This is a genomic window from Lactiplantibacillus paraxiangfangensis (genome assembly GCF_036246185.1).
Lineage (GTDB): Bacteria > Bacillota > Bacilli > Lactobacillales > Lactobacillaceae > Lactiplantibacillus > Lactiplantibacillus paraxiangfangensis.
On the sequence record NZ_BTPW01000015.1, the window covers coordinates 41,210 to 53,973 of the forward strand.

Consider the following 12,764-nt stretch of genomic DNA (forward strand, 5'->3'; position numbering starts at 1 on the left):
GAGTTTTCAATATGCGGAAGGTACCAAAACTGTTAATGATGGGTTTGTTGGCGTTAGCTGGTTTATGGACTGGTACCACGCAGAACGTCACGGTTAGTGCTAACTTGGCAACGGCACCATCTGGAATTAACCAATTAGACAAGGTCATTACGTTGCCGAGCGCGTTTAGTAGCGGGGTAGCCAATAACGCCACGATTGTGGACACGACGAATAGTAGTGCCCCGAATACGCAGGCGGTCAACGTTATCAGTAATAAAAAGCAAGTTGGTGGATTCTGGTCGAATGACGCCAGCCGGTTGGACCTGAACAAGGACGCGACCATCAAAATGTGGCTCTACTTGGGAACCGCTAAGAGTACCGGCGATGGCATGGCCTTCGTCTTACAAAATGATCCGAGTGGCACGAGTGCCGCGGCTCAAATTAAACCGGGAAGTATCATTGGGGAGACTCTCGGCACTTGGGGACTGGACACGAATAATAAGCAGCAGGATCCGCAAGCCGTTGCAGATTCTGCGATTCAAAATAGTTGGGCCTTAGAGTTTGATACCTATGCGAACAATTCAACGTCGTATAGTGATGCTGGTGGTGGGGTTGCCTTTGATAAGGGCAATAAAAATCAGCATTTAGCAACGGGATATCCTGGGTTAGCGACCCAATATAAAAGTGAATCGGTCGGCAGTTGGGACCTTACGGGGATCCTTTTGCCGACGCGGTACTACTTCTCGCAAAATCATAATAACTTGATGAACTGGAAAAGTTTATCCAACGGTGCTTGGCATCACTTGGTTTTGAAGTGGAACGCCGCGGCCAAGACGATGACTTATACGTTTGACGATATTAATCCTGATGGGACTGATAATGCCGCCAGCTATACGAATAGTGAGGTCATTGACACGAGTCAGTTCAAGAGTGCCGATGGGCTAGTTCGTTGGGGTATTATGGGAGCCACGGGTGGTAATTCAACGAGCAACATGGTCGTCATTGAAAGTATGCCTAATTTAGTGGCTGCTAAGGCCGACGTTAAAGTGACGGATGTGACTAAAAATAAAACGGTGACGGCTGGTAGCAAGGTTAAGGCGAAGCATAAGCTGCAATATGATTATCAACTCACCCATACCGGTGGCCTTTTGGACTGGGATAACATTGACGCCCAACTGAAATTGCCTAAAAATGTGACGTTTAGCGGGGCAACGGTCAAGTATGCAGACGGAACGGAACAGGAATTGAACGCGCCGGAAGCCGGCGCTGAAGACGTCGAATACCGCCTTGAAAAAGCCGTCTCCCAGACGAATCAAACGGCAACGATTACCTTAACGGGGAAGGCTGACGACGTGGCTATCAACAGTGGGACGACGACTACCACGAGTACGTTTGAAAATAAAGAGTTTGAAACCACCGCGGATGCGCCGGACTACACGATTACGGTGGACCAGAAGCTTTCGGCAACCTTCATGAAGCCGACTTATACGGTGGCTAAGGGTGAAGAAGCTAAGGCGACTGGGTTAGTTATTGCTGAAGATTCAGAACAACTCGCAAACAGTAAAATCACAGTGCACCCAACTTTAAATGGGAAGGCGTTGGATGATTTTCAAATGAGTGATGATGACGAATCGGCATACTTTGTGATCAAGATTAAGCCTGAACAGCTAAACGTTGGTGAAAATACGCTGACGGCGTGGTTCTCTGATATGGATGATAATGAATCTGAAGAAATCAAGACAACCATTATTGTTCAGAGTGGTCAACTAGGATTTAAGAGCGTTGCGGGTGCTAGTACGTTTAAACCAATTACCTTAGACGGCAAGTCCCAAACGACAGGCCGCGAAGGCGACTGGGCCGTTGTCGTCAGTGATGAACGCGGTAAAGGTTCCGGCTGGCAATTACAGGCTAGTGTGGGCGACTTTACAACCACTGATGGGAAGAAGCTGCCAGGAGAATTACTATTCAAACGGGATGGTAAAACAACCGTTTTAAACGGTACGGGAACCTTGATCGATAACCGAAAAACGACGAGTGATACCGACGAATATGATGTAACCAAGGATTGGACGGATGATTCCGGAATGTTTTACAAGACGAACGCGGCGGCAACGCCCGGATCGTATTCTGGCAAAATCACCTGGACCTTAAATAACGCGCCGAGTTAAACGGGCACGCTTAAGACGAGATTAAAAAAACCACTCAGAAATATTTCTGAATGGTTTTTTGCTATTACTATGGTCGAGAAACGTGCGCCAAAAGCCACGTTAATGGTCGCAAACTAACTGCTTTATGGAACAGACACGCTTAGTCAGCTTGTGCGATTGCCGCTTGGCCAAGTAAGTTGAGGTAGTTGAATGGCCGGTCAAAAGTTGGCTGGAAGAACATGTCGACAAACCCTAAGTCGTCAATGGTGTTGTGATTTTGAATCATGACGGAAATCGTGTTGGCGGATTGAGAAACGTCGTGTTCGCTCATGAACTGCGCACCAAGAATTTCGCGGGTCTCAGGATTGTAAACTAACTTCATGAGGACTGGTTTAGTTGTTGGCATGAATTCTGGCCGGTAGTTATCTTCTAAGGTCACGGCAACGGCGGGGACGTTTTCAGCTTGCGCGTGTTCAACGGTCATTCCTGAAGAAACGATGGTCTTACCGAAAAGCATCAAGCCAGAAGTTGCTTGGGTTCCCATGTATTTCCGGGTTGGTTTAAAAATGTTCAAGCCAACGAGGGTTCCTTGACGAACGGCGTTAGTTGCCAATGGAATGTAGGCATCGCGCTTCGTTAGGTTGTAGTGAACGGCCACTGAATCGCCAGCGCCATAAATGTCAGGGTCGGAGGTTTGCATGTAGTCGTTGGTCTTGATTGAGCCGTTGGCGTTCATGTCGACCTTACCTTTTAGTAGGCCGGTGTTTGGTCGGAAACCAACGCACATGATGGCCATGTCGGCGGTATAGCTCCCTTGGTCAGTCTTAACGGTCACTTCGGAGCCATTGTCGCTAAATCCTTGCACCATTTGGCCAAGGGCGAGTTGAATGCCGTGGTCGGTGAAGTCTTGTTCAACGCGGTCGGTAAATTCGGCGTCCAAGTACTTGTTTAAGATTCGTGGTAAGCCGTCGATCAAGGTCACTTGTTTGCCTTGTTGTTGGTAAGCTTCGACTAATTCGGTCCCAATGTAGCCACCACCGATAACGATGACCCGTTTAGCAGGTTTAGCGGCTTCCCAGAGTTTTTGGGCATGATCCCAGTTTTTGCAAAGGTAAACGTTGGGGCTGTCGATGCCATCGATTGGTGGAATGACAGGCCATGAACCCGTGGTCATGACTAACTTATCGTAATGATCGGTTTTGACGGTCCCACTTTCAAGGTCCGTTACCGTTAATTGATGATTTTCGGTGTCGATGTCAGTCACGTCATGTTGCATGTGGACGGTGGCACCGAGTTCTGCTAATTGTTCAGGGCTGGAATAGAAGAGGCCTTGCGGATCTGCAACTTGGCCACCCAAGAAGAGGGCGATCCCACAAGAGAGAAATGAAACGTTGTCGTTCCGTTCGTAAACGGTAACCTCAGTGGATGGATCCGTAGCTAAAATTTGTTTAACGGCAGCGGTGCCGGCGTGGGTACAACCAATAACGATAACTTTCATGTAAAACAGCTCCTTATAATGTGTTAGTTTTCACAATAACGATTGTGTATAATGATTTCGATAACAATTTTATTGTACTAGATTAAAAAGAAAACGCAACCAATTATAGTTAAAAAGCTTAACTTTTTCGGCAATCAACTGATAATTAAATGCTGGTATTAAGGACTTGTTGGGAATCTTGCTAGCTCAATCGGGGTATTTATGGGAGTAATTATTTAGAATTTATAAATTAATACGAAATTGATAAGAACAAATAAAAGCTCTCACAATCTTAATTTGTGAGAGCTTAAAAATAATCTTATTTTTGATATTGATAAGTGTTCGCAGTAGTTGGCCGAAAACCAAGGTCAGTTAAAACCTGTTTGCACTGATGATCGGACTGTTCTAAATGAACGGTGAGCGTCGTTAGTTTTAATTCAGCTAATCCAAACGTGACTAGTCGCTGGTAAAGTTCGTGGAGAACGTGATCCTGAGTGTTGTCAGGTGTGACGGTCACGCTAATGGTTGCTTCTTTACTAGTAAGATCGACGGGATCGAAGCCGGCCTGACCAACAAAGTGACCACTGATGCGGTCGGTCACGCCCCAAACGAGCTTTTGGTCGCGGAAGATTTCCCGCATGGTTTGATTGATTTTGGTAGCCGTATCCGGCATGGTGATGGGCTGGTCTGACAATCCTTCGTATAAGTGAAAGACGTCGATGGCCCGCGCTTTAGTCAGCCAGTCAAACGCGTAGTGCTCCGTTAAAATCGGATGGTACTTTTCAAATTGCGACATAAATGGCTCCTTTTACCGTAACAAAATTAAATAAAAGCCCGGGAACCTTCCCAGGCTTTTAAAGTTGTTAAAAATTATTAACTACCAGATCTTGACCCGCTTTTCAGGTGCAAGGTACATCGGATCATCTGGTTGGATATCAAAGGTAGTGTAGAAATCGTCCAAGTTCTTTGGCTGAACGTTAGCCCGTAACTTGGCAGGGGCGTGCACGTCGATGGATAGCAGTAACTGCATATACTGCTTAGTGGCTTTCATGCGCCAAACCATCGCCCAGTTAGTGAAGAAGGCACTGAGGTCAACGTCGTCTTCACCCTTAGCAGCTTCTTCAGCACAGCTGAGTCCACCGGCATCGGCAATGTTTTCGGAAACGGTCAAGGTCCCATTTACCTTGGCACCGGCAAATTCAAGACCGTCAAATTCACTGATCATGGACTTGGCGAGTTCTTTGAACTGCGCAGTGTCTTCGGCCGTCCACCAGTTGTGGAGGTTCCCAAATTCATCAAACAACGCCCCGTTATTGTCGAAGGCGTGTGAGATTTCATGGGCAATCACGGCACCAATCCCACCGTAGTTAGCACTGGAAGACTGTTCTAGGCTGTAGAACGGTGCTTGCAGGATGGCTGCAGGGAAGACAATGATGTTCATGAATGGGTGGTAATAAGCGTTAACAGTGTCCGCGCTCATTTCCCAACGTGTCCGGTCCGTTGCTTGGTCCCACTTACTGAACATCTCTTTGCGAGCGATGCGACTGAAGGCCAAGACGTTACTCAAGACGCTGCCGCCTTCTTCAGCAGTGTGCGTCTTAAATTTCGTGAAGACTGGTTCCAGTTTGTCGGGGTAACCGACCTGGATTCCAAGGTTGTTCAGTTTTGTGACCGCCTTTTCACGGGTGGCTGCGCTCAACCAAGTGTTGGCTTGCAACCGGCGTTTATAAACGGCAATCATCTTTTCAACCATGTGGTGAACGTCAGCTTTAGCGGCTTCACCAAAATACTTGTGGCCGTAATATAGTCCGACAACTTGGTCAAACGTTCCGGCAGCTAAGTAGTAGGCACTCTTAGCCTGACTCCGCGCTTCCTTTTGACCAGATAGAGTCCGTGAATAAGTGGTCCCAAGGGTCCGAATATCATCACTCAAGTAGCCGCTCATGCGTTGGACCAACTTAGTCTTCATCCAACTCTTCATCAAGTCGAAGTTTTCAGGATTGACGACTTCGTTGAAGTGGTCGAAGTAGGCTGGTTCTGGCAAAATGACAATCTTAGGATTTCCGTTGATGACGGAGTAGGTAATGGCTGCTAAATCCAAGTAGCGACTGTTATTGGCAAAGTCGGAGAACTTCCGTGGATTATACATTTTACTGTAATCGGCGGATTCTTCAGCGCTCTTGACCCACGGCACGATTAACCGGTCGAACTTCAAGGCGTCGTCGACGGTTGCTTGCGCGGCATCGGCATCGTAACCCATTTTTTGGAATAGTGCGGTCATCATTTTAGCGTAGACGGCGAGTAACTTTGGTCCGCTCTGGTTTCCTTCGTCGTAGTAAGTCTTGTCAGGAAGAATGGTCCCTGGCGCTTGTGCGAAGAGGGCGTTGACCTTGGTATTCTTCATGTCAGCGTCGACGTCCAAGCTAAATGGTAATGGCAAACCGTCGTAAATCCAGTCAGGCATGCGCGTCTGCAAATCGGCTAAGTCACTTAAACTGTCGATTTGCTTTAAGCATGGCTGCAACGGCTTAGCGCCGGCAGCGTCACGCTGCTTAAAATCTTTAGTCAATTGATAAAATTTGATGAATTCGGCTAATTGGGGATCGTCCGGTTGAACATCTCCCGCGGCCATCGCATCAAAGTCATGCATTAACGTTTTTTCAATGGCGTCGACTAAATCCATGAAACCACCCGTTGACGCGTGGTCGTCTGGAATTTCAGCGGTCTGCATCCATTCGCCATTGACGGCGTCGTACAGGTCCTGTTTTACTGCTGCTTGATTAACGGTTGCCATTAAATCCACTCCTTAATAATATTTATAATACTGGTTTAATTATACCTTAGATTACGTGAAGTGGCGGGTTGTGCGTTCGCCGAATTATGACTATGAATTAAAAAAAAGCCCGTCAAACGGTTGGTGTTTGACAGGACTAGGCTGGGCAACTATTCAGCGAGCAATAGTTGGTCAGCGTCGTTAATTTGAATTGTTTTTCCGGCCTTCTGGGTGATCAGCCCTTGTTGTTCAAACCGGGTCAATTTTCGGCTGATTGTTTCGGGCGTTGTGCCTAAAAAGGTGGCTAAATCTTTCTTTTTCAGTGGCAGCTTAAAGGTATCGGTTTTCAGTGATGCCGCGGTTTCCGTTAAGTAGTTCGCAAGGCGGGCTTCAACGGATTCTGTCGCCGTACTAGTCGTTTGGCGTTCGAGCTGAGTCAGCCGCTTCCCGAAGACGTTTAAAACGTTGATGCTGATGCTCGGGTACTTTTGCATCAGTTCCTGGAAGTCTTCGCGGCGAATACTGCAGACGTCGGTCGGCACTAAGGCTTCGCCAAATGAAGTGCGACGCTGGTTCTCAAAGAGTGCGGCTTCACCGTCGATATCACCGGACTGCAATAAGTAAAGTAACTGTTCACGGCCATTTGCGGCCAGTTGATAGACTTTAACTTGACCCGCCGAAACAATCATCAATTGATCGAGAGGATCATCCGCGCTAAAAATCGTTTCACCAGCCTGGTAGTGGTGATGGCGAACAATTGACTCAATCGTGTCGAGTTGTTCGGTTGCTAATTCTTGGAAAATGGGAACGAGTTGAACACATTCATGGGCTGCCATATAAAAACCTCCTTAATAAAGCCACCTATAGAATAGCAGATTTATTATTAAATTTATTGAATCAGGGATTGGAAAAATGTTTTGCTTGGCGCTTCGGCGGACAGAACCGGTGTGCTATGGGGGACGGCCTCAGCCAAAGTGCGGTCTGAGACCTCAATTTAAAGCCGATAGCCCGCGTCTTTAAATCGCCCCGCAATATTAACCGTAAGACCCGCCGGCCAATATTGCCGACACAGCACACCGATTCTGTCCGCCTTCGCTACATAATACTGTCGATTTAACAGTACGCTATTAGTGACTAATCTTCATCTTTTGGTTAGAAACTAAACATTGAAGGGCTAACTAAATGATCAATCTTCAACAAAATCTATTTTACCCGAAAAACTTTATTGGTTTCTTGACGGCGGTCAATTTTTTATCGGCAATTTCTCGTTAAGATAGGGTCATCAAATGAAATAACGGAGGTTGATATTTATGAAAATCATTATGCAATTAGGAACTTTAACTTGCCCGTCATGCATGACTAAAATCGAAAAGGCCGTTGCGAACCACGACGGTGTTGAAAATGTCAAAGTCTTATTCAATGCTAGCAAGGTCAAAGCGAACTTTGACCCGGACGTTACCAACGCCGACGACTTAACTAAGGTTGTTACGGGCTTAGGCTACGAAGTTGAAACCGTTAAGGTAAAATAGGAGGAACCCCCATGAGTGAATTAACCATTGAAGACCAATACGCAGCAGAATTAAAACAAAGTGACATTGACCATCACACCCCAACAGCCGGTGCGATGACGAATCACATTTTATCAAACTTAATGGTGGCTTACGTCAAATTAAGCCAAGCCAAGTGGTACGTGAAGGGCGCGCAATCGTTCGATTTACGGGCTGAATACCAACGCTTACTCGACCTGAACGTTCGACAGTTTGCAGAACTTGGGGACTTACTATTGGATGAAAATCAAAAACCATCTTCAACAACGGCCGAATTAGTGAAGTATTCCATGTTGGAAGAAAACGGGGCCTTTAAGTATCAAGATGCCGCAACGACCGTGGCAGCAGTCATTAAAGATTTTGATACCGAAAATCTCTTTGTTGACCGGGCAATCAAATTGGCCCAAAAAGAAGAACGTCCAGCATTGGCCGCTTGGTTGACGAATTACCGTGGTAGCAATAACCGCAATATCCGTGAACTACAAGTTTATCTAGGCAACGACGCCCGGACTGGTTTGGATGAAGAAGACGAGGATGACGACGATTAACTTCTAGTCAGTTGGAAACCATGGATGACTGGTGCTGTGTGGGCACATCAGTCACCATGGTTTTTTGTGTTTCTAAGGGGCGTGCGCTATACTAACGACAACTATTAAAAGGGGGACCAAGTGTATGTCAATCAGCACCATTATTATGTGGACGCTCGTGTTCATAATTGCGACCGGATTCGTGACGGTCATTTCAACGGCAGTCCTCTTACGGCGAATGAAGAAGCACCCCCAAGATCCCGTGGATACCCCTAAGGATGACGATTGGAAACAAGATGACTGGAACCACGATGATTGGAAAAAGGGCGACTGGAAAGATTGATCAGTTGAATACCCTGATAGGTATAAAAAAGCGAGGCGGTGACTTTTGTCACGGCCTCGTTTTTTATATTTAACATTACATTATTTAGTTTTTAGAAGTAGGTCCAATGAGTGTTCGAATTTCTGAACATCGATTTGATCCGAACCGTCAACACAGTTGTTGATGTTGCGCGCAATCACTAGTTTCATTGCCTTGTCGATGCTAGATTTGACCGCCGAAAGTTGGACTAAAACGTCGTCACACGGCCGGTTATCGTCCATCATGCGCAACACCCCGTCCAGTTGCCCGGCGGACCGTTTTAAACGGGACTTAATCTGTTTACTCGTAACGTATCCTTCATCGGTATCGGTAGTTGTCATCAAGTGTCCTCCTTAGTTGAGGGCTTTTTTAAGCTCTGCTTCAAAATCAGGCTTTGGCCGTGCACCGACCATGTGGCTGACAACTTTACCGTCCTTCTTGATTAAGAAAGTTGGAATCCCTTGAACCTGGAACTGGGTGGCGACTTCCTTGTCATTATCAACGTTTAATGAAACGAAGTTAACCTGGTCCTTGTAATTATCGTCTTCTGAGAGGGATTTCAAGATTGGGTCCATCATGCGACATGGCGGACACCAGTCGGCCCGAAAGTCGACAACGGCGATCCCAGTATCAGTTTCTTTTGCAAAGTCTTGATCATGAATTTCTTTAATCATTACGTTTCCTCCAATGTAGATCGGTTATTTCAATAAAACCAATATACCCCCCTAGGTATATTTGAGCAACTAAAAAGTTCTCTCGTGACGTAATTAAGCGCTCCGTCGGTCAGAATCCGTGTGCTATGGGGGTCGGTCCCAGCCACACTGCGGTCTGCGACGGCAATTCAAAGCCAACAAAATCCCCCTCGCCGTTGAGCTACTCAATGACGAGGGGGATTCTGTTTAGTATGAAGTTTTAATTAAGCCGTTGCTGGCTGTGACTTCATGACGGGTTGACGCTTGTCGAACTTAGTTTGGAAGTTGATCAGGCGCATCGCGTTGAAGATAACGACGAGGATGCTGGCTTCGTGGACGAACATTCCACTGGCCATGTAGATGTAGCCAAAGATCAAGCCGATTAGTAAGAAGGCAACCGTTGCAATGGCGATGAAGATGTTTTCGCGGGTGTTTAAAACGGTCTTCTTAGCTAAACCGTGTGCGTGGACGAGTGCTGGGAAGCTTGATTGCATCAAAACCACGTCGGACGTGTCGATGGCAACGTCGGTACCGCTACCCATGGCGATTCCAATATCAGCGTTGGCAATCGATGGGCTATCATTGATCCCGTCACCGATAAAGGCAACCGTGTTGCCGTCCGCTTTGAGCTTTTTGACGTATTCAACCTTTTCTTCTGGCAATAAGTTTGCGTGAACTTCGTCTAAGTTAAGTTCCTTAGCGACGGATTCGGCAGTTAACTGGTTGTCGCCGGTCAACATTACGGTCCGTTTGATTCCCTGTGATTTTAGTGCTGCGAGCGAGTCCTTAACTTCAGGGCGAATCGTGTCCGCAATTCCGAACATCAATTGAACTTGGCCGTCGACCGCCATAATCACGGTTGATTGACCAGCGGATTGTAGATCGTTGAGGTCTTGTGCTTGCTTAGTCGTTAAATCAATGGCATGTGCGGTCATCATCTTTTGGTTCCCGATGACGATGGATTGACCGTTGACTTTGGCGCAGATTCCTTGACCCTTAACGGTTTCAGTATCATCTAAAGTTGGTGCGGTATGAGTTGTTTGTTTTTCAGCGTAAGTAATGATGGCTTGGCCAAGGGGATGGTCCGAAACGCCTTCAATGGCGGCGGCTAATCCTAACTGGTCCGCGACGTGGTCGGTATAAGTGTTCATGGTCGTAACGGCGGTGTTACCTTCCGTTAACGTTCCCGTTTTGTCGAAAACTAAGGTATCAACTTTGGCGAACGTATCGATCACTTCGCCACCCTTGATAAGAATCCCACGTTTGGCACCGTTCCCGATACCAGCCACGTTGGAAACGGGCGCGCCGATGACCAGGGCACCAGGGCATCCGAGGACGAGGACCGTAATGGCTAAGCGGAAGTCACGGGAGAAAACGAAGACTAGGGCCGCTAAAACTAAGACGGCGGGGGTATAATATTGTGCAAAGCGGTCGATGAATTTTTCAGCTTTAGACTTGGTGTCTTGGGCTTCTTCGACTAATTCGATAATTTTGGCAAACGTGGTGTCGTCACCAACTTGGGTGGCCTTGATCTTCAGGTAACCATTTTCGACCATGGTACCGGAATAGACGTTATCATGAAGTTGCTTGTTGATCTGACGGGCTTCACCAGTAATGGAAGCTTCGTTCAAGTAGCCGCTGCCTTCAACGACTTCGCCGTCAACGGGCACTTGGCTCCCAGTTTTGACTAAGACAACGTCGCCTTCGTCAACATCGTCAACGTCGACTTCTTCGGTCCCGTTGTCGGTGACTAACGTTGCGGTCGTTGGTGACATATCAGTCAAACCTTTGATAGCGGTCCGGGTCTTTTGTAACGTTTTGCTTTCAAGGTATGACCCGAATAAGAAGAGGAATGTGACGATGGCGGATTCGTTAAACTCACCGATGACGAAGGCCCCAATGACGGCGATGGTCACGAGTAGTTCAATACTGAAGACTTTATTGCGGAGGGCACTGAACGCCCGGACGGCAATTGGTACGGCCGCGATGACGGATGCAACGGCTAAAGTAACGGTGTAACCGGGCGTAAAGTTCAAGAGGTACTTACTTAGCATACCGAGGACAATGAGGACGCCGGTTGCTAAGGTGATCTGATTCGTATGTTTGGTTAAAAAGATTTGGAATTTCATAATTAGATGCGCTCCTTAATTGATTTGATGGCTCTAGTATATGAAGAATTCCTTGATAACAAATTGATGGGGGTCAAGTTTGGCCTTTTTATTGAAAAATTAGCATTTTGAGGAGGAATTTAGATGAAGTATCAAGTTGTGGCGGCCAATAATCCGTTGATGCCGGCCTATTTTCAAGGCCGGTGGGCGGAAAAAAACGTTGCTGGTCAACCCGTTATGTATAGTACAAATTTAGGGGCGGAGTTTGATTTTCGCATCAGTTCAGCGAGCTGGGTTCGTTTGAAATTCTTACCCCGCGCCGTTGAGATGCCGAGTTGGATTGCAATTCAAATTGATGGGTTACCGTTTCAACGCCAAGCCGTGACAATGGATGCCATCCAACTAACGATGGATCAGCGACCACACGTCATTCGCGTTGTGATGAGTGGAAATACCGACGAAGACCAAGTGTGGACGGGCGATGGTGGCTTTGCGGTTCAAAGTCTGACTAGCGATGGGCAACTCCAACCCGTGCAACTTGGGCACCAAAGCATTACTTTTATTGGCGATTCCATTACGGCCGGTTGCTGGGTTGCTGGCCAAAAGCCGGCGGAAGATTACCGTGGGGAAGCCAACTACGCGGCTATTGCTAGTGACTGCCTGGGCGCTCGTAACGTACGGATTGCTTACAGCGCGGCGGGATTAAGCAAACCAGGCACCGGGGGTGTGCCCCCGCTAGTCGACGTTTTAACGCAGCTGGATGCCACAACGCCGTGGACGCCTATTGCGACGGACTTAGTCGTTATTAACGTTGGGACCAACGACGGTCGCGAATCGGCGGAGGCGTACTTAGCCCTTTTCAATCGTTTCTTAAAACGGGTCCAAACCCTTTATCCGGATAGCCAAATTGCGGTGATGATTCCGTTTAGTCAGCGTTTTGACCGGATTATTCGCAAGGCAGTGGCACAGTTTAGCGCGGTTGATTTGATTGAAACGGCGGAGTGGCAGCCGGGCTTGACCGATCACGTTCACTTGAATCTGGCGGGCTCACAAGTCGCGGGGCAGGCGTTAGCGCAAGCTTTACAACAGCGGTATCCCCAATTGTTTTTAGAATAGAACAAAATAAAACCAGTAGGATTTGCGCAATCCTGCT

Annotated in this window: 12 protein-coding genes; 5 read left to right on the plus strand and 7 right to left on the minus strand. The window is 47.3% G+C overall.

Annotated features, from left to right (window positions below):
- Window positions 1-11: 11 nt before the first annotated feature.
- Window positions 12-2,147 carry a lectin-like domain-containing protein gene (locus AAA939_RS09525; RefSeq protein ID WP_338207784.1) on the plus strand — a complete coding sequence of 712 codons (2,136 nt, stop codon included), beginning with the start codon at window positions 12-14 and terminating at the stop codon, window positions 2,145-2,147.
- A 139-nt stretch (window positions 2,148-2,286) separates the two neighbouring features.
- Here AAA939_RS09525 and AAA939_RS09530 read toward each other — a convergent pair whose 3' ends face one another.
- From AAA939_RS09530 to AAA939_RS09545, 4 genes are all read right to left on the minus strand, one after another.
- A complete protein-coding gene (locus AAA939_RS09530; protein WP_338207785.1) occupies window positions 2,287-3,624 on the minus strand; it encodes an FAD-dependent oxidoreductase in 1,338 nt (445 codons plus the stop codon).
- A gap of 298 nt (window positions 3,625-3,922) precedes the next feature.
- Window positions 3,923-4,399, minus strand: a complete 477-nt coding sequence (locus AAA939_RS09535) for a GNAT family N-acetyltransferase (RefSeq protein WP_338207786.1) — start codon at window positions 4,397-4,399, stop codon at window positions 3,923-3,925.
- Between the two features lie 81 nt (window positions 4,400-4,480).
- Window positions 4,481-6,397, minus strand: a complete 1,917-nt coding sequence (locus tag AAA939_RS09540; RefSeq protein ID WP_338207787.1) for a M13 family metallopeptidase — start codon at window positions 6,395-6,397, stop codon at window positions 4,481-4,483.
- Window positions 6,398-6,546: 149 nt separating this feature from the next.
- Window positions 6,547-7,212 (minus strand): Crp/Fnr family transcriptional regulator, encoded by a 666-nt coding sequence (locus AAA939_RS09545; protein WP_338207788.1) that lies wholly within the window; start codon window positions 7,210-7,212, stop codon window positions 6,547-6,549.
- Between the two features lie 474 nt (window positions 7,213-7,686).
- Here AAA939_RS09545 and AAA939_RS09550 point away from each other — a divergent pair, with 474 nt between their 5' ends.
- From AAA939_RS09550 to AAA939_RS09560, 3 genes are all read left to right on the plus strand, one after another.
- On the plus strand, window positions 7,687-7,905 hold the full coding sequence (locus AAA939_RS09550) for a heavy-metal-associated domain-containing protein (protein ID WP_338207789.1): 219 nt from the start codon (window positions 7,687-7,689) through the stop codon (window positions 7,903-7,905).
- An 11-nt stretch (window positions 7,906-7,916) separates the two neighbouring features.
- The gene (locus AAA939_RS09555; RefSeq protein ID WP_338207790.1) at window positions 7,917-8,471 is read left to right on the plus strand and encodes a ferritin-like domain-containing protein; all 555 of its coding nucleotides are present in this window, start codon (window positions 7,917-7,919) and stop codon (window positions 8,469-8,471) included.
- Window positions 8,472-8,595: 124 nt separating this feature from the next.
- Entirely contained in the window at window positions 8,596-8,793 is a 198-nt protein-coding gene (locus tag AAA939_RS09560) for a hypothetical protein (RefSeq protein WP_338207791.1), read from the plus strand.
- 80 nt (window positions 8,794-8,873) lie between these two features.
- Here the strand turns inward: AAA939_RS09560 and AAA939_RS09565 are convergent, their stop codons facing one another.
- The 3 genes from AAA939_RS09565 to AAA939_RS09575 form a co-directional block, all read right to left on the minus strand.
- Complete coding sequence (locus AAA939_RS09565; RefSeq protein ID WP_338207792.1) at window positions 8,874-9,152, minus strand: metal-sensitive transcriptional regulator; 279 nt, start codon at window positions 9,150-9,152, stop codon at window positions 8,874-8,876.
- A gap of 12 nt (window positions 9,153-9,164) precedes the next feature.
- Window positions 9,165-9,485, minus strand: coding sequence for a thioredoxin family protein (locus AAA939_RS09570; RefSeq protein ID WP_338207793.1), 321 nt, complete (start codon window positions 9,483-9,485; stop codon window positions 9,165-9,167).
- A 242-nt stretch (window positions 9,486-9,727) separates the two neighbouring features.
- The gene (locus AAA939_RS09575; RefSeq protein ID WP_338207794.1) at window positions 9,728-11,632 is read right to left on the minus strand and encodes a heavy metal translocating P-type ATPase; all 1,905 of its coding nucleotides are present in this window, start codon (window positions 11,630-11,632) and stop codon (window positions 9,728-9,730) included.
- Window positions 11,633-11,755: 123 nt separating this feature from the next.
- Between AAA939_RS09575 and AAA939_RS09580 the strand changes: the two genes are divergently transcribed.
- Complete coding sequence (locus AAA939_RS09580; protein WP_338207795.1) at window positions 11,756-12,727, plus strand: SGNH/GDSL hydrolase family protein; 972 nt, start codon at window positions 11,756-11,758, stop codon at window positions 12,725-12,727.
- Window positions 12,728-12,764 lie beyond the last annotated feature (37 nt).

What these genes read in the sequence shown, in the direction of transcription:
- AAA939_RS09580 (WP_338207795.1), top strand. Translation starts at nt 11,756, where the DNA reads ATGAAGTATCAAGTTGTGGCGGCCAATAATCCGTTGATGCCGGCCTAT.
- AAA939_RS09535 (WP_338207786.1), bottom strand. Translation starts at nt 4,399, where the DNA reads ATGTCGCAATTTGAAAAGTACCATCCGATTTTAACGGAGCACTACGCG.
- AAA939_RS09565 (WP_338207792.1), bottom strand. Translation starts at nt 9,152, where the DNA reads ATGACAACTACCGATACCGATGAAGGATACGTTACGAGTAAACAGATT.
- AAA939_RS09525 (WP_338207784.1), top strand. Translation starts at nt 12, where the DNA reads ATGCGGAAGGTACCAAAACTGTTAATGATGGGTTTGTTGGCGTTAGCT.
- AAA939_RS09550 (WP_338207789.1), top strand. Translation starts at nt 7,687, where the DNA reads ATGAAAATCATTATGCAATTAGGAACTTTAACTTGCCCGTCATGCATG.
- AAA939_RS09575 (WP_338207794.1), bottom strand. Translation starts at nt 11,632, where the DNA reads ATGAAATTCCAAATCTTTTTAACCAAACATACGAATCAGATCACCTTA.
- AAA939_RS09545 (WP_338207788.1), bottom strand. Translation starts at nt 7,212, where the DNA reads ATGGCAGCCCATGAATGTGTTCAACTCGTTCCCATTTTCCAAGAATTA.
- AAA939_RS09570 (WP_338207793.1), bottom strand. Translation starts at nt 9,485, where the DNA reads ATGATTAAAGAAATTCATGATCAAGACTTTGCAAAAGAAACTGATACT.
- AAA939_RS09530 (WP_338207785.1), bottom strand. Translation starts at nt 3,624, where the DNA reads ATGAAAGTTATCGTTATTGGTTGTACCCACGCCGGCACCGCTGCCGTT.
- AAA939_RS09560 (WP_338207791.1), top strand. Translation starts at nt 8,596, where the DNA reads ATGTCAATCAGCACCATTATTATGTGGACGCTCGTGTTCATAATTGCG.
- AAA939_RS09540 (WP_338207787.1), bottom strand. Translation starts at nt 6,397, where the DNA reads ATGGCAACCGTTAATCAAGCAGCAGTAAAACAGGACCTGTACGACGCC.
- AAA939_RS09555 (WP_338207790.1), top strand. Translation starts at nt 7,917, where the DNA reads ATGAGTGAATTAACCATTGAAGACCAATACGCAGCAGAATTAAAACAA.